Raw genomic sequence first — 14,573 nt, 5'->3', positions numbered from 1 at the left:
GGCATCGCTCGCGGGAGGGCACTCCGCGGGCCGAAGGACGGCGGCCGGGTTCCATCTTTCGACAGAGGCAGCCGAGGGGCGGCTGCTCGTACGCTGGAGTGGCCGTGAATACGCTGACTCCCACCACCCGGGCCCTGGCCTGGTGCCTGCATCTGCTCGTCGCCGGGCTCCTGGCCCTGGCCGCCGGCCGTGCCGTGGCCGACCACCGGCCGGAGGCGGGGGCCGTCGTCGCCGTCGCCCTGCTGCTCGCCGCGGCCTACGCGGCGGGGCCGCTGCTGCCCGCCGTCGGGCGCTCCCGGCGAGCCGCCGCCGGATGGCTGGCCGGCCTGGGGGTGATCTGGCTGGGGCTGCTGACCCTGTCGTCGGACGGGGTGTGGGTGGCCTTCCCGCTGTACTTCCTCCAGCTCCACCTGCTGCCGCGGCGCGGCGGGCTCGTCGCGGTGGCCGCCACCACCACCGCCGCGATCGGCGCCTTCGCGGCGCACCAGGGTGCCTTCACGGTGGCGACAGCGCTGGGGCCGGCCCTGGGCGCGGCGGTCGCGGTGGCCGTCGTCCGGGGCTACCAGGCGCTGTACCGGGAGAGCGAGCAGCGCCGCCGGCTGATCGAGGAGCTGACCGCGACCCGCGCCGACCTGGCCACCGCCCAGCACGCGGCGGGGGTGCTCGAGGAGCGCGAACGCCTCGCCCGGGAGATCCACGACACACTCGCCCAGGGCCTCTCCAGCATCCAGTTGCTGCTGCGGGCGGCCGAGCGGGCGCTGCCCGGCCGTCCGCAGGCCGCCGGCGCGTACGTCGACCAGGCCCGGAAGGCCGCCGTGGACAATCTCGCCGAAGCCCGCCGGTTCGTCGCCGCGCTCGCTCCGCCCGCGCTGGAGGGCGGCACCCTGGCCGGCGCGCTGGAGCGGCTGTGCGCGACCGTCTCGGCGCGCCATCCGCTGTCCGTCGGCTTCCATCTCACGGGCCGCCCGGTGCTGCTGCCCGCCCCGCACGAGGCCGCCCTGCTGCGCGTCGTCCAGTCCGCGCTGTCGAACACGGCGTCCCACGCCGGTGCCACCCGCGCGGAGGTCACGCTCAGCTACCTCGGGGAGCAGGTGGCCGTGGACGTCGTGGACGACGGGACGGGCTTCGATCCGGGCGGGCTGCCCGCCCGCGACCCGGGTACCGGCGGCTTCGGCCTGCCGGCCATGCGGGCCCGGGTGGCCGGGCTGGGCGGCAGCCTCATCGTCGAGTCGGCGCCGGGCAGCGGCACCGCGCTGGCGGCCCAGCTTCCGGCACCGGCTGCGCACCGGCCCGACGAGGAGGCTCGCCGGTGACCGGCGATGCCATCCGGCTGCTGCTGGCCGACGATCACCCCGTGGTGCGCGCCGGGCTGCGCGCCGTCCTGGAGACCGAACCGGGGGTCGCCGTCGTGGCCGAAGCCGCCACCGCCGAGGAAGCCGTCGCCCGTGCCGCCAAGGGCGGGATCGACGTGGTGCTGATGGATCTGCAGTTCGGTGCAGGTATGACCGGTTCGGAGGCCACTGCCGCCATCACGGCACGCCCCGGCGCGCCGCGGGTCCTGATCGTCACCACCTACGGCACCGACGCCGACACGATGCCGGCCATCGAGGCGGGCGCCACCGGCTACCTCCTCAAGGACGCGCCGCCGGACGAACTGGCCGAGGCCGTACGCACCGCGGCCGCGGGCCGCACCACCCTCGCCCCCGCGGTCGCCGACCGCATCATGCGGCGGCTGCGCGCCCCGGGGACCGCCCTGACCCAGCGGGAGACCGAGGTGCTGACCCTGGTCGCCGAGGGGCTGTCCAACAAGGACGTCGGCCGGCGTCTCCACCTGACCGAGGGCACGGTCAAGTCCCATCTGGCGCGCATCTACGCCAAGCTCGACGTCGACTCCCGCACCGCGGCCGTGGCCGCCGCCACGGAGCTCGGGTTCATCCGCCGCTGACCGGCCGCCGCACCGGGTCCCGGTCTGTCCTCGCCACGCTCCCCCGGTCCCGCCGCCGGGGCGGTGGGCGCCGTGCCGGTCTGGCACGGCACTCTCAGGCGGCGCCTCAGCTGCCGCTCGCCGCGTACAGCAGTTCGCGCACCTCGGGGAGCGCCTCGTCGGCGGTGCTCCACACCAGCCGCAGCGCCAGGTCGGGGGCGGGCAGCCCGAGCCGGACCAGACGGCCCTGTTCCAGCCCGTCCTCGACCGCGAACCGGGGCAGCAGCGCGATGCCCAGGCCCTGTTCCGCCCAGGCCCGCATCACCGGCACCCCACCGGCTTCCACCCGCTCGACCTCGGGACCCAGCAGGTGGTCGGCGACCATGCGGAAGGAGCACTGCGCCACGTTGACCAGCAGCCGCTCGCCCGCCAGTCCGGCCGACTCCAGCGGGCGGCCGGCCAGCGGATGCCCGGGAGCGGCCACCAGGTCCAGCGGGACGGCGCCCACGTCCAGGCTCGAGAGCGGCGCCGCCGGGAGGGGAAAGCCCAGTCCGCCCAGGCTCTCGCCCCGGTCCAGGAGCAGCGCGGCGGTCAGGCTCCCCGCGGCGACCTCGTCGAGCAGCACGCCGCGCCCGGTGGCGACCCGCACCTCGACTCCGAGGAGGGGCCGCCGGCTGGTGAACCGGCGCAGCACCGCGGGTACGCAGGTGGCCGCGATGGTCTCCAGCGCGCCGAGCCGCAGCGGCCGGACCGCGCCCCGCACCTCACCGACCGCCTGCTCGGACTGGCGCAGCAGCCGTGCCGCCCAGTCCACCAACCGGTCGCCCGCGGCGGTCGTGCGCATGCCGTGCGCCGTACGCGCGAACAGGGCGACCCCCATCGCCTCCTCCAGCGCGCGGATGTGCGCCGAGACCGACGAGGGGGCGAGACCGAGCGCGTGGGCGGCCTCGGTTACCGTGCCATGCTTCACCACCGCCTCGAAGGTGCGGAGTTGTCGCAGCTCCATGCCCCCGCCTCTCCCCCGTGGCCGTGCGGATGCGTGGCCGTGCGGATGTCCCGAACGGAGTGTACGGCTGCGCCGGTGGAGGGCGGAGCGCGGCGGGCGCACAGTGCCCGGTATGACGCTCGACAAACACCTTCCGCCGCCGGGTACGGCCATTCGTCCGCGCTCCCCGCTCCGGCACCGGGGAACCGTACTGGCGGGAATCTCGCTCGGCTACTTCATGGTCCTGCTCGACACCACCGTGCTGTCGGTCGCCGAGCCGGACCTGGCGGCCTCCCTGCACACGTCGGTGGCCGGTCTCCAATGGGCGGCCAACAGCTACACGGTGGTCTTCGCGGCGCTGCTGCTGTCGGCCGGGGCGCTCGCCGACCGGCTCGGCGCGCACCGGGTCTTCCGTGCCGGTGCGGCCCTGTTCGCGGTGGGGTCGGCGCTGTGCGCGCTCGCCCCCACCGTCGGTGCCCTGATCGGGATGCGCGCGCTGCTGGGTGCCGCGGCCGCCGCCTGCGTGCCCTCGTCGCTGGCGCTGATCGGCCGCCTCTACCCGGACCGGGGTCAACATGCACGGGCCGTCGCGACCTGGGCGGCGATCAGCGGCGCCGCGGTGGCCACCGGACCGCTGGCGGGCGGTGCGCTGGTCGGCCCCGCCGGCTGGCGGGCCGTCTTCCTGATCAACGTCCCGCTCGGCGCGGCGGTGCTGGTGCTGACGGCCACCCGGAGCCTGCACTGCCCGCGGGGGGACCGAAAGGTGGACTGGCCCGCCCAGTTGGCGGCGTGCGCCTGTCTGGCACTGGTCACGGACGGGCTCATCGCCGCCGGCGCGGCAGCATGGCCGCACACCGCCGCGGCGCTGGGCGGCGCTGTGGTCACCGGCGCGGCCTTCGCGCGGCTGGAGCGGCGCAGCACGGCACCGGTGCTGAACCGGGCACTGCTGGGTGCCGGAGCCGCACGGGCCGGTCTGGCCGCGGGAGCCGCGGTCAATTTCGCCCTGGCCGGCAGCCTCTTCGTGCTGCCTCTGCTCCTGACCGACCGCGGCATGTCGGCGCTGGAGACGGGGCTCGCCTTTCTGCCGCTGACGATCCCGTTCGCCGTGAACCCGCCGCTGACCGGCCGGATCGTGGCCAGGAGGGGGCCTCGGCCGCCGGTGCTCGGCGGACTCGTGCTGCTCGCCGCCGGGGGCACCGTGCTCGCAGCCGCCGCGTGGGCGAGGGCACCGTACGGCTGGCTGGCCGCGGGGCTGCTGCTGACCGGTCTCGGCGTCTCGTTCGCCCTGCCCGCGCTGGTCACCGCCGTGGCCGGGGCGGCCCCGCCGGGCGCGGGCGGTGCCGTGGGGGGCATGCTCAACGCGGCACGGCAGACGGGTGCGAGCCTCGGCATCGCCGCCATGGGCGCGCCCCTTGCGGCGGGCATCGGCTCGGCTCCCTGGGCGTTCGCGGTGGCGGCGGTGGTGTGTGCCGGGACGGCCGCCTGGTTCGGCGGCGTACAGCGTCCGTGACCGGGTGCCCGGGGCAGGGGCAGCCGGGCACCGGTAGGCACCGGTGGCCCGGGGACGACCGACGGTGTGCCGGGAGCCCGCCGTCCGGGGGCCCGGTCGCCGCGGAGCAACTGCCCGGGCAGCCCGCGGACGTTCCGTACGGGACAGGCGGTCTTCAGCACCCGGGGTTCCGCGGCCCATAGTCGGACCATGAATGCCTCTTCGGATCAGCACCACGCCCCGCGCACCGGCCCGGCGGGAGCCGCGACCCGCCGCTTCCATGACGTACGCGGGGCGGCGGCCGCCGTCCTGACCGGCGTCGTGGCCCTGTACATCGCCCTGGTCGCGTTCGGGAACGTCACCGACTTCGACACGAACCGGGAGTTCGTCAGGCACGTGCTGGCGATGGACACCACGTTCCGGGACGGGGATGTGATGTGGCGGGCGGTCACTTCCCGCGCGTGGCAGGACGCGGCCTATGTCGCGATCATCGTGTGGGAGTCGGCCGCGGCGCTGGTGCTGATCGCGGCGACCGGGCTGTGGCTGCGCCGCGGGGACCGGCACCGCGCCCGCTCGCTGTCCACCGCGGGCCTGCTGATGCTCCTCGTCCTGTTCGGGGCGGGGTTCATCGCGCTCGGCGGGGAGTGGTTCGCCATGTGGCAGTCGGAGAAGTGGAACGGGCTGGATGCCGCCACCCGCGTCGTGCTGCTGAGCGGGCTCACGCTGCTGACCGTGCACACTGCCCCGGACCGGCCGGGCGCGCCGGGCGACGGTACGGACTGAGCGCCGGCGGCAGCCGGAGCGGGCCGGGGGTGCGTCCCCTCCCCGGCCCGCCGCGTTCCGACCGCCGGCCGGACGCCGCGGCCCCCGGGACGGTGGCCGCGGTCGGAAACCCGGTGCCCACCGTGAACTTTCCGTGCTGAGCCGGCATCGAACCCCATGTGCAGAACACCGCAGCAGAGGGACGGATGCGCTCCGCTCCCGCATCGCCACCCGCTCCGCCCGGCACCTTCCGCTCCGCGCGGCCCGCCGTCCCGACCCACAGCACCGGATATGAGGACTCATGCACATCTCGTTTCTGATCTTCAGCGCGTACGGGATGGGCGGGACGGTCCGCACCACCTTCAACCTGGCGGACGCGCTCTCCGAGCAGCACGACGTGGAGGTCGTGTCCGTCTTCCGGTACCGGGACAGGCTGTTCTTCGAGCCGGGAGAGCGCGTACGGCTGAGCTCGCTGGTCGACATGCGGCGGAACCGGCCGACCTGTGAGGGCGACGATCCCGAACACGCCCGGCCGGCCCGGGTCTTCCCCGCGGCCGACGGCCAGTACTCGCGGCACAGCGTGCTGACGGACCGCCGGATCGGCGCGTATCTCAGGAACACCGAGGCGGACGTCGTGATCGGGACCCGGCCAGGACTCAACGTGCACGTGGCCCGGCAGACGCGGCGCGGCCCGGTGCGGCTGGGGCAGGAGCACCTCACCCTCGCCACGCACTCCGTACGGCTCAAGCGCCTGCTGCGCCGCACCTATCCCCGGCTGGACGCGGTCACCACGGTGACCGAGGCCGACGCCCGCGACTACCGCAGCACGCTGCGCCTGCCCGGCGTGCGCGTCGAAGGGCTCCCCAACAGCGTTCCCGAGCCGCAGATCGGTCCGACGGACGGCAGCGGCAAGTGGGTGGTGGCCGCGGGGCGGCTCGCCCCGGCCAAGCGCTACGACGTGCTCATACGCGCCTTCGCCGAGGTCGTCCGGGAACGCCCGGACTGGGGTCTGCGCATCTACGGCCACGGCCGGGAGCACGACAAGCTGCGCCGGCTCATCGACGAACTCGGCCTCTACAACCACGTCTTCCTGATGGGCTCGGCCAACCCCATCGAGGCCGAGTGGGTGAAAGGCGCGATCTGCGCCGTCACGTCGAGCCTCGAATCGTTCGGGATGACCATCGTCGAGGCGATGCGGTGCGGGCTTCCGGTCGTGGCCACCGACTGCCCGCACGGGCCCGGGGAGATCATCCGGCACGGCGAGGACGGGCTCCTGGTGCCCACGGGTGATGTGGGCGCGATCTCCGGTGCGCTGTTGCGACTGATCAACGATGAGGGGCTGCGCGCACGCATGGGACGGGCCGCACTGGCCGCGTCGGCCCGGTTCGACCCGGCGCACCTGGCCGCCCGGTACGAGGATCTGCTGACCTCGCTGGTGAACCGCCGGTCGGGCACGCTGCACCGGGCCCGCGGCAGCCTGCTCGGCGGGGCGTACACGGCCCGGGAGGCAGCGCGCTCCGGGGCGGGATACGCGCTCCGTGCAGCCCGGAGGTGATCCGGCGGGCCCGGCGTCCCGCAGCGGAGCGGAGTCCGCCGGGTGCCGGCCGGTCCGTGGGTCAGGACGCCTCGGAGGCGGCCGGCCCGGCGGCCTCCCAGGCGAATCCGTCCGGGTCGGTGAAGGAGTCGGCGGTGCCGCCGAGGACGATGCGGTGCGAGCCGGTGCCGTCGTCGGGAACGCCGAGGTCCTTGGCCAGGCCGGCGCGCTTGTACAGCGCCAGCTTGACGGGGCTGGATTCGCCGGACGCGAACTCGGCGTACTTGCCGCCGAAGCTCTTGGCCACGGTCAGTCCGCGGTCCGCGTAGAACTGCCTGGTGGCCTTCACGTCCCGGACGCCCAGGAGGAGGACCATCTCGTCGATCTCGCGGGTGGCCGGGCCGGTGTCCTTCTTCGCGGGGGTCGCGACCTTCCAGATCGTCCCGTCGGGAGCCCGGACGACGCCGCCGTAGCCCCACAGCGACTTCGCCGCGGGCTTGAGCACGGTGGCGCCGGCGTCCACGGCGGCGCCGAGGAAGCTGTCGACGGTGGCCGGACGGGAGACCGTGAGCGCCAGGGTGAAGCCGCGGAATCCGGTGGAGTGCGGCGCGAAGTGCCGCAGACGGATGCGTGATTCCACCCCGAAGGCGGTGTGGAAGAGGCCGGCGGACTCGGGGTCGGCCACCTCGAGGGTGACGGAGGTGAGGGAGACGCCGGCAGCGGTGGAAGCGGTGGTTGCCATGAACATCACGCTAGGAGGAACCCCGCGACGGGTGCTTCTCGATTCCTGACGGCTTGGATTCCCGCTCCGGGACGCGCCCCCGGGTAGGGGCGGAGCCGGCGGACGGGGCTCTCAGGTGTCGAAGCGGCGGCGCGCCTCCTCGATGTGCGCCAGGTGGCGCCGGGTCCAGTCGCACATGGCGTCGACCGTGCCGCGCAGGGCCCGGCCCGGTTCGGTCAGGGTGTACTCGACCCGCGGCGGCACGGTCGGATGGACCGTGCGGTCGACCAGGCCGTCCCGCTCCAGTCTGCGCAGGTTCTGGGTGAGCATCTTGTGGCTCACTCCCTCGACCTCCTTGCGCAGCTCGTTGAAGCGCAGGGTGCGCTCGCCGAGGGCCTCGACGATCAGGAGCGCCCACTTGTTGGCGATGTCGGAGAAGATCTCCCGCGCCAGGGAGTCGGCACGCCGCAGGTCGGCGTCCTCGGGCAGGCCCTCGAACTGCTGCTTGGTCACCATAGGGTTCTTCTCCCCGCCGATACGTACGTTCTTCCAGGTCCGCCGCCACTCTCCTACGGCCGGCCGAGCGGCCACAACGCGGGGCGCGGCCGGGAGTCCCCGCAACGTCCGGGGCCGGGCGGGTCTGCTCCGGCCCCGCGGTGCGGCCGCTCGGCCACTCCCCCGGGGCCGGCCCGGTGAATCCCCCGCCGCGGGATCCGCGGGCGTGCGGGGTCCGGGACGGTGACGGGTCACCGGTGGAGCCCGGTGGCGGCCTGCCGCCGGAGGAGAATCGCCGCCCTGTACGGCGAGCGGGTCAGGAGCGGCGGCGGGGCCTGCCGCGCCTGCTGCCCCTGGCCCCGCCGGCGCCGCTCCGCGGGTTCCTGCCGGTCTGCTTGCCGGAGGCGGGCTTGCGGCGGGCGGACTGCTCGGCGCGCGGCTGCCGGGGCTGCGGCTCGGGCGCCTTGCGGCCCCGGGTGCTGTTGGGGGTGCGGCCGCGCACGATGCCGATGAAGTCCTCGACCATGTCGGTGGTGCGCTCCTCCGGCCAGGAGAGGGCGACCTGCGAGACGGGCGCGTCCGTGACGGGCCGGTAGGTGAGGTCCCGGCGGTGGTGCAGCCGGGCGAGGGACTGGGGGACGATCAGGAGCCCCACTCCGGCGGCCACCAGTTCGACGGCGTCGGCGGTGGTGGCCGGCCGCTCCAGGGCGGGCCGCCCGGGCCGCTGCTCCCAGTCCAGGACCTCGTCCAAGGGGTGCAGGACGATCTCGTCGGCCAGTTCGGCGAGGGTCACCTCGTCCGCCGCGGTCACCAGGTGGCCCTTGGGGACGAGGACCACCGTCGTCTCGGTGTACAGCGGGATCGCGCTGAAGCGGGAGCGGTCGACGGGCAGCCGGACGAAACCCGCGTCCGCGGCGCCGTCCGCCAGTACGCCGGGGGCGTCTGCGGCGGTCACCGAGACCAGGTGCAGCGGGATGTCCGGCAGTCGCTCTCCCCAGACACGCACCCATTTCGCGGGTGTCACGCCGGGGACGTACGCGAGGCGGAACGACGGTGGGGTCTCCGAGCCTGTCACGTCGCCAGGCTACCGGGCGCGGTCGAGTGCGCCGCAGGTGATCGATACCCTGGACGGCATGACGTCGCACAAGACCACCCAGACCATGAAGCCCGCGACCGCGGCGAAGAAGTTGGGTGTGTACCTCGAAGCCACCCCCGCCGAGTTCCAGGAGGGCGTGGTCTCGCGCGACGAGTTGAACGCCCTGCAGGCCGAGCCTCCCCAGTGGCTCCTGGACCTGCGACGCGACGGCCCGCACCCGCGGCCCGTGGTCGCGGCGAAGCTGGGGGTCTCCATCTCCGGTCTCGCGCGCGGAGGCGTCACCGAGGCCCTCACCACCGAACGGATCGAGGCGCTCAAGGCGGAGAACCCCGAGTGGCTGCAGCAGGAGCGCGCCACCCAGGCCGAGGTCCGCAAGGAAGCGGCTCGACTCAAGGCGAAGAAGGCCGAACGCGCCGCGCAGGAAGACGCACCGCGCCGCTGACCGGCGCCCGCGCACCGGGCGCCGCGGGCTGGGCACCGCGGGCCGGCGCCGCGAGGCCGTGATCCACCCCCGGGTGCGCGCGGTCACCGCATTGTCACACCGTGTCCCGTCGGCCGGACGCACCCCGGTCCGGCGGGATCTTCCCTGCGCACGGGCCCGTTCCGCAGGGCTCGCCTGTGGACCCCGACCGGATCTACGCTGGTATCAGCCGTTCTGGACGTAGGTGCGGATATGTCGGAAACAGTGACAACTGTCATCGTCGTCGTGGCACTGCTGGCAGCGATGGGTCTGCTGTCAGCGGTCCGCATCATCAAACAGTACGAACGCGGCGTCGTGCTGCGTCTCGGCCGCCTGCACAAGGACATCCGCGGCCCCGGACTGACCTTGATCATTCCCGTCGTCGACCGGCTGCGCAAGGTGAGCATGCAGATCATCACCATGCCGGTCCCGGCGCAGGAGGGCATCACCCGCGACAACGTGACCGTGCGGGTGGACGCGGTCGTCTACTTCAAGGTCGTGAAGCCGGCGGACGCGGTGATCCGGGTCGAGGACTACCAGTTCGCCGTCTCCCAGATGGCCCAGACCTCGCTGCGGTCGATCATCGGGAAGAGCGATCTGGACGACCTGCTCTCCAACCGGGAGAAACTCAACCAGGGCCTGGAGCTGATGATCGACAGCCCCGCGGTCGACTGGGGTGTGCAGATCGACCGGGTGGAGATCAAGGACGTGTCCCTGCCCGACACCATGAAGCGGTCGATGGCGCGCCAGGCCGAGGCCCACCGGGAGCGGCGGGCGCGCATCATCAACGCGGACGCGGAGCTCCAGGCGTCCAAGCGGCTGGCGGAAGCCGCACAGCAGATGTCCGGGCAGCCCTCGGCCCTGCAACTGCGGCTGCTCCAGACCATCACGGCGGTCGCCGCCGAGAAGAACTCCACGCTCGTGCTGCCCTTCCCCGTCGAGCTGCTGCGCTTCCTGGAGCGCGCGCAACCGGAGTCCGACCAGCCGGCTCCGTCCGCCGCGGACGAGAAGCCGGTGTCGGCGGGTGGCGGCCCGGCGCGGAGTGCGACCGCGGGAGCGGCGCGGAGCCGGACGGACGGTGACGTCGCCCCGACGTTCCGGTCCGCGGCCCGGGCGGCCCGCTCCTCGGTCGAGGACGAGGCGGAGACCGGCGCCCCGTTCACCGGCGCGCTGCCACCGGACCCCGCGGCACCCCTCAGGGACCCGGCCATGGTCCTGCCGGAACTGCAGGTGACCGGGTTGCCCACGGCCGAGTCGGCGCGTGCGGGCGGAAGGTCCGAGGAGACCGCGCACGCCGGGCACCGGCGCAGGCACCCCGGCAACCGGACCTGAGGGCAGCCGGGCAACCGGAACCGAGGGCCGCCCGGAGTCCGGCCCGCGCATTCTCACCGGTTTCTCACCGGGGACGGAAGGCCACCGGGTGCATCCCTCGTAGCCTGGGAAGACGAGGAGGCGCATAGGCCATGAGCAACGGCGGCAGCCGGGCCGGGGAACCGGGCGGCGACCACGGCGACGGGCCCGACCCCCGGAACGGGGTCGGAGGGGGCGAAGCTGATCCCCGCGCCGATGCCGCACATCCTCCCGAGGAGCCCGAGCCGTCCGGGGAGCGCGAGCGGCACGAGGAGCCGGAGCCCGGGGAATCCGGGTCGTCCGAGGCGGTCGGCAGCATCGAGCTCTCGAGCGAGGAGGCGGAGTCGGTGGAATTGGGCGAGGCCTTCATCCGGGCAGCGGACGTGACCGAGCCCGCGGCACGGACCCGGGAGCTGGCGGCCCGCTGGGACCGGGAGGGCTACCCGGAGCGGGAGCCGTGGCGCTCCGACGAGCCGCCCGCGGGCTGGTTCTGGAGCCGGTCCCGGCGCAGCGACGGTGGACGGCGGCGCGGGCATCGCCGCTGGCCCTGGAAGCGCCGCCGCAAGGGCTGACGCGCCGGGCTCGGAGCGGGCCGGGTCGGCAGCGGCCGCAAGACCCGGCAGAGGCTCTAGGCTGGAACTGTGCGAACGATGTACGCCGCTCTCCTGCGAGGGATCAACGTGGGCGGCAACCGGAAGGTCCCGATGGCCGAACTGCGAAAGCTGCTCGGCGGCTTGGGCCACGATGCTGTACGGACCCACCTCAACAGCGGCAACGCGGTCTTCAGCAGTGACGGGTCCGACGAGGACACGCTCGCGGCCGAGCTGGAGGACGCGCTCGAACAGCACTTCGGCTTCCACGTCGCCTGCATGGTGCGCGGTGCGGAGTATCTGCGGGACGTACGCGACGCGTGCCCCTTCCCCACCGACGGTGTCGGGGGAAAGGAGCTGCATGTCGTCTTCTGCTCCCGTGCCGTTCCTGCCGAACGGATTGCCTCGCTCGACGCCGCGGCCTTCCTGCCCGAGGAGGTACGTGCGGGGGACCGGGCGCTGTATCTGCACACGCCGGGCGGTCTCGGCACCTCCCGCCTCTCCCCCGCACTGCACCGCCCCGCGGTGCTCGGCGGTATCGACGCGACGTCCCGCAACTGGAACACCGTGACGGCGCTCGTCGAGCTGACCCGCGGCTGACTCCCGGCAGGCGGCGCGCGGAGAGGCCTGCGGGAGGGTTCCCGGCCGCCCGGGTCCCGGACTCACGCGGCCGGACGGCAGCGCGTACGGCACCGGGGCAGGCGGCCGCCGGTTCAGACTTCGCGCGGCCCCCAGGCCGTGACGTCCACCTCGTCTCCGACCCGTATCCGGCCGGGGCGCAGCACCGCGTACTTCACCCCGAACGCCACCGGCCCCCCGCCGGCCCGCCGGTAGCCGGCGAGGGTGCGCAGCGGCTCCGGGCCGTCCCGCCGGCCGCTGTGCTGGTGGACCATGACGACGGCGCAGCGGGTCGCGGGCTTGGCATAGCCGAGTTCCGCTTCGGCGATGGCGAGGCGGTGGGCGCGGTCCTCGGCGTGCGGCTCGTCCCAGCCGTCGATGATCAGATTGGCCCGGAAGCGGTCCTCCGGCACGGCGGGGGCGCCGTTCTCGGCGAGCTTCCTGCCGAGGAGCTCGAGCGTGGCGCGGGACAGGACGTGCAGCGCGCAGCTGTCGGCGTATCCGGAGGTGCCGGGGGTGCGGCCGTCGGTGACCCTGGCGTGCTCGGGTGGTACCCGGACCAGCCGGCTCGGGGCGCGCAGGGCCTCGGACAGCCACTGGGCGGCGTCCTCTCCCTGGTCGACGCCGTGGAAGGGCTGCCCGAACAGGTCCACCGGCCGGCGAGGGCCGGTGGTGTCGACGGGGATGCCGAGGGGCGGCAGGCCGTCGGTCCGGAGGGTGAGCAGTTCGCCATCGGGACTGACGGCGGGTCGTACGAGGGCCAGCCGGGGGTGGCGGCGCTGGGTGCGGAAGACGCCGTCCGTGCTGGTCACCATGAAGCTGCGGTCGTGTGCGAGCCCGGCCGGGGTCAGTACGGCCTCGTCGGGATGCGTACCCGCGGCGCCCTTGACGGGGAAGTACGACAGCGAGGCCACGTAGGGCGTACTCATGATTCCGGGTGCTCCGTTCCGGGAGTCGGGCGGGTCGGCTTGGTTCTGCGGTGCCCGGGGTGGCCGCGCTGTCGGATGGCGCCTGCCGCGGGTGTTCAGCGCGGCGGTCCCTGCTCGGCACCGGCGACGACCGCGGTGACGGCCCTGCGGACGTCCTCGGGCTGCGGCGGGGTTCCCTGCCGGTCGGCGCACAGCATGTGGGCGGCTCCGACGAGGGTGGGAGCCAGAGCGGCGATGTCGGCGTCCGCGCGGAGGCGGCCGATTTCGCGCTCGGCGTCGAGGTAGCCGGTCAGCGCGGTGGCCGCGTCCGTCAGGATCGGCAGGCCCGTCGGTCTGGCCTCGCGCAGTCGGGCGCGCAGACCGTCCCGCGAGGTGACGAGGCCGACGACGGCCACCGCGACCGGGTCGAGGACCTCCAGCAGCTCCCGGGTGAGGTTCTGGGCGACGGTGCCGGTTCCGGCGGATGCGCGCAGGGAGGCGGCCCGGTCCTCGACCCGGGCGACGCGCTCCAGTACGAGTTCGGCGAGGAAAGCGTCGAAATCGGCGAAGTGCCGGTGCAGGACGCCCTTGGCGCAGTCCGCCTCGGTGGTGACCGCGCGGCTGGTGAGCGCACTCGGTCCGTCCCGGAGCAGGACACGCTCGGCGGCGTCGAGCAGCTGGCCGCGTACGTCGCGGAAGGCGACTCCGGTGGGCACCGCGCTTCTCCTCGTCATCCCGGTCCGCCGACCCGCCGGGATTGACGAGTGGGCGTACGCCCATACAGAGTGGGCACATGCCCACTCTACCGCCGGAGCGCACTGCCCGCTCCACACCCGCCCCACATGAAGTCCGGGAACTGGCCGAGTCGTTCGGCACGGACGCGGAACGCTACGACCGGGCCCGTCCCGGCTACCCCCGGGCCCTGGTGGAGCGGATCGTCGCCGCGGCCCCCGGACGCGAGATCCTGGACGTCGGCTGCGGCACCGGCATCGCGGCCCGGCAGTTCGAAGCGGCCGGATGCCGGGTGCTGGGCGTCGACGCCGACGACCGGATGGCCGCCCTGGCGGGACGGTACGGACTCGACACCGAGGTGGCGGCGTTCGAGGACTGGGAGCCGGCGGGCCGCACATTCGACGCCCTCGTCTCCGGGCAGGCCTGGCACTGGGTGGACCCGGTCGCAGGAGCCGCCAAGGCCGCACAGGTCCTGCGTCCCCGCGGGCTGCTGGCCCTCTTCTGGAACGCCGGCCGGCCGGCACCCGAAGTGGCGGAGGCGTTCGCCGAGGTCCACCAGCGGGTGCTGCCGGGCTCGCTCGCCGCCCGTCCGTCGACGGAGTCGGCCGTGGCCGGGTACACGGCCCTGTGCACCAAGGCGGCCGACGGGATCCGGGAAGTGGCCGGGTTCACCGAGGCCGAACAGTGGCGGTTCGACTGGGAACGGGTCTACACCCGGGACGAGTGGCTGGACCAGCTCCCCACCCAGGGCGCCTTCACCCGGACCCCGCGGGCGGCGTTGGAGGAGGTGCTGGCCGGTGTCGGCGCCGTGATCGACGCGGCAGGAGGCAGCTTCACGATGCACTACGCCACCCTGGCCGTCACCGCGCAGCGGACCGGCACCGGCTGACCCGCGGGCGGGACCGTCCG

Annotated in this window: 16 protein-coding genes; 10 read left to right on the top strand and 6 right to left on the bottom strand. The window is 74.3% G+C overall.

What is annotated here, in order from left to right:
* Positions 1-104: 104 nt before the first annotated feature.
* Together ACFYMO_RS28795 and ACFYMO_RS28790 are read left to right on the top strand one after the other, a co-directional pair.
* A complete protein-coding gene (locus ACFYMO_RS28795; protein ID WP_388550059.1) occupies positions 105-1,313 on the top strand; it encodes a sensor histidine kinase in 1,209 nt (402 codons plus the stop codon).
* A complete protein-coding gene (locus ACFYMO_RS28790; protein WP_366771341.1) occupies positions 1,310-1,945 on the top strand; it encodes a response regulator transcription factor in 636 nt (211 codons plus the stop codon). Before ACFYMO_RS28795 ends, ACFYMO_RS28790 begins: the two co-directional genes overlap by 4 nt.
* Positions 1,946-2,051: 106 nt before the next feature.
* On the opposite strand, the gene ACFYMO_RS28785 is transcribed toward ACFYMO_RS28790, so the two are convergent.
* Positions 2,052-2,930 (bottom strand): LysR family transcriptional regulator, encoded by an 879-nt coding sequence (locus ACFYMO_RS28785; protein WP_366771342.1) that lies wholly within the window; start codon positions 2,928-2,930, stop codon positions 2,052-2,054.
* 112 nt (positions 2,931-3,042) lie between these two features.
* On the opposite strand from ACFYMO_RS28785, the gene ACFYMO_RS28780 reads away from it, so the two are divergent.
* From ACFYMO_RS28780 to ACFYMO_RS28770, 3 genes are all read left to right on the top strand, one after another.
* A complete protein-coding gene (locus ACFYMO_RS28780) occupies positions 3,043-4,419 on the top strand; it encodes an MFS transporter (protein ID WP_388550052.1) in 1,377 nt (458 codons plus the stop codon).
* 189 nt (positions 4,420-4,608) lie between these two features.
* Positions 4,609-5,181, top strand: a complete 573-nt coding sequence (locus ACFYMO_RS28775; protein WP_366771344.1) for a DUF2165 domain-containing protein — start codon at positions 4,609-4,611, stop codon at positions 5,179-5,181.
* Positions 5,182-5,461: 280 nt separating this feature from the next.
* A complete protein-coding gene (locus ACFYMO_RS28770; protein ID WP_366771345.1) occupies positions 5,462-6,715 on the top strand; it encodes a glycosyltransferase family 4 protein in 1,254 nt (417 codons plus the stop codon).
* A gap of 61 nt (positions 6,716-6,776) precedes the next feature.
* On the opposite strand, the gene ACFYMO_RS28765 is transcribed toward ACFYMO_RS28770, so the two are convergent.
* The 3 genes from ACFYMO_RS28765 to ACFYMO_RS28755 form a co-directional block, all read right to left on the bottom strand.
* Positions 6,777-7,442, bottom strand: coding sequence for a glyoxalase (locus tag ACFYMO_RS28765; RefSeq protein ID WP_388550048.1), 666 nt, complete (start codon positions 7,440-7,442; stop codon positions 6,777-6,779).
* A 105-nt stretch (positions 7,443-7,547) separates the two neighbouring features.
* Entirely contained in the window at positions 7,548-7,931 is a 384-nt protein-coding gene (locus tag ACFYMO_RS28760) for a helix-turn-helix domain-containing protein (RefSeq protein WP_366771347.1), read from the bottom strand.
* Between the two features lie 295 nt (positions 7,932-8,226).
* Positions 8,227-8,985: a LysR family substrate-binding domain-containing protein gene (locus tag ACFYMO_RS28755; protein ID WP_366771348.1), complete on the bottom strand. Its 759-nt coding sequence runs from the start codon at positions 8,983-8,985 to the stop codon at positions 8,227-8,229.
* 58 nt (positions 8,986-9,043) lie between these two features.
* On the opposite strand from ACFYMO_RS28755, the gene ACFYMO_RS28750 reads away from it, so the two are divergent.
* The 4 genes from ACFYMO_RS28750 (at position 9,044) to ACFYMO_RS28735 (ending at position 12,006) form a co-directional block, all read left to right on the top strand.
* The gene (locus ACFYMO_RS28750; protein WP_175488492.1) at positions 9,044-9,448 is read left to right on the top strand and encodes a DUF5997 family protein; all 405 of its coding nucleotides are present in this window, start codon (positions 9,044-9,046) and stop codon (positions 9,446-9,448) included.
* Positions 9,449-9,679: 231 nt separating this feature from the next.
* Entirely contained in the window at positions 9,680-10,798 is a 1,119-nt protein-coding gene (locus tag ACFYMO_RS28745) for a slipin family protein (RefSeq protein ID WP_388550043.1), read from the top strand.
* Positions 10,799-10,929: 131 nt separating this feature from the next.
* Entirely contained in the window at positions 10,930-11,388 is a 459-nt protein-coding gene (locus ACFYMO_RS28740; protein ID WP_366771350.1) for a hypothetical protein, read from the top strand.
* Between the two features lie 78 nt (positions 11,389-11,466).
* Positions 11,467-12,006, top strand: coding sequence for a DUF1697 domain-containing protein (locus ACFYMO_RS28735; protein ID WP_366771378.1), 540 nt, complete (start codon positions 11,467-11,469; stop codon positions 12,004-12,006).
* Positions 12,007-12,119: 113 nt separating this feature from the next.
* On the opposite strand, the gene ACFYMO_RS28730 is transcribed toward ACFYMO_RS28735, so the two are convergent.
* Complete coding sequence (locus ACFYMO_RS28730; RefSeq protein WP_366771351.1) at positions 12,120-12,953, bottom strand: MOSC N-terminal beta barrel domain-containing protein; 834 nt, start codon at positions 12,951-12,953, stop codon at positions 12,120-12,122.
* Between the two features lie 95 nt (positions 12,954-13,048).
* Positions 13,049-13,648 carry a TetR family transcriptional regulator gene (locus ACFYMO_RS28725; protein WP_366771352.1) on the bottom strand — a complete coding sequence of 200 codons (600 nt, stop codon included), beginning with the start codon at positions 13,646-13,648 and terminating at the stop codon, positions 13,049-13,051.
* A 77-nt stretch (positions 13,649-13,725) separates the two neighbouring features.
* Here ACFYMO_RS28725 and ACFYMO_RS28720 point away from each other — a divergent pair, with 77 nt between their 5' ends.
* Positions 13,726-14,553: a class I SAM-dependent methyltransferase gene (locus ACFYMO_RS28720; protein ID WP_366771353.1), complete on the top strand. Its 828-nt coding sequence runs from the start codon at positions 13,726-13,728 to the stop codon at positions 14,551-14,553.
* The last annotated feature ends 20 nt before the right edge of the window (positions 14,554-14,573 follow it).

Origin of the sequence: Streptomyces sp. NPDC007025 (assembly GCF_042869455.1) — a bacterium.
GTDB lineage: Bacteria > Actinomycetota > Actinomycetes > Streptomycetales > Streptomycetaceae > Streptomyces.
The sequence above is the reverse complement of the archived record's forward strand: the minus strand, read 5'-3'. Positions and strand labels throughout refer to the sequence as shown.

What these genes read in the sequence shown, in the direction of transcription:
- ACFYMO_RS28785 (WP_366771342.1), bottom strand. Translation starts at nt 2,930, where the DNA reads ATGGAGCTGCGACAACTCCGCACCTTCGAGGCGGTGGTGAAGCATGGC.
- ACFYMO_RS28780 (WP_388550052.1), top strand. Translation starts at nt 3,043, where the DNA reads ATGACGCTCGACAAACACCTTCCGCCGCCGGGTACGGCCATTCGTCCG.
- ACFYMO_RS28775 (WP_366771344.1), top strand. Translation starts at nt 4,609, where the DNA reads ATGAATGCCTCTTCGGATCAGCACCACGCCCCGCGCACCGGCCCGGCG.
- ACFYMO_RS28770 (WP_366771345.1), top strand. Translation starts at nt 5,462, where the DNA reads ATGCACATCTCGTTTCTGATCTTCAGCGCGTACGGGATGGGCGGGACG.
- ACFYMO_RS28765 (WP_388550048.1), bottom strand. Translation starts at nt 7,442, where the DNA reads ATGTTCATGGCAACCACCGCTTCCACCGCTGCCGGCGTCTCCCTCACC.
- ACFYMO_RS28760 (WP_366771347.1), bottom strand. Translation starts at nt 7,931, where the DNA reads ATGGTGACCAAGCAGCAGTTCGAGGGCCTGCCCGAGGACGCCGACCTG.
- ACFYMO_RS28750 (WP_175488492.1), top strand. Translation starts at nt 9,044, where the DNA reads ATGACGTCGCACAAGACCACCCAGACCATGAAGCCCGCGACCGCGGCG.
- ACFYMO_RS28745 (WP_388550043.1), top strand. Translation starts at nt 9,680, where the DNA reads ATGTCGGAAACAGTGACAACTGTCATCGTCGTCGTGGCACTGCTGGCA.
- ACFYMO_RS28740 (WP_366771350.1), top strand. Translation starts at nt 10,930, where the DNA reads ATGAGCAACGGCGGCAGCCGGGCCGGGGAACCGGGCGGCGACCACGGC.
- ACFYMO_RS28735 (WP_366771378.1), top strand. Translation starts at nt 11,467, where the DNA reads ATGTACGCCGCTCTCCTGCGAGGGATCAACGTGGGCGGCAACCGGAAG.
- ACFYMO_RS28730 (WP_366771351.1), bottom strand. Translation starts at nt 12,953, where the DNA reads ATGAGTACGCCCTACGTGGCCTCGCTGTCGTACTTCCCCGTCAAGGGC.
- ACFYMO_RS28720 (WP_366771353.1), top strand. Translation starts at nt 13,726, where the DNA reads ATGCCCACTCTACCGCCGGAGCGCACTGCCCGCTCCACACCCGCCCCA.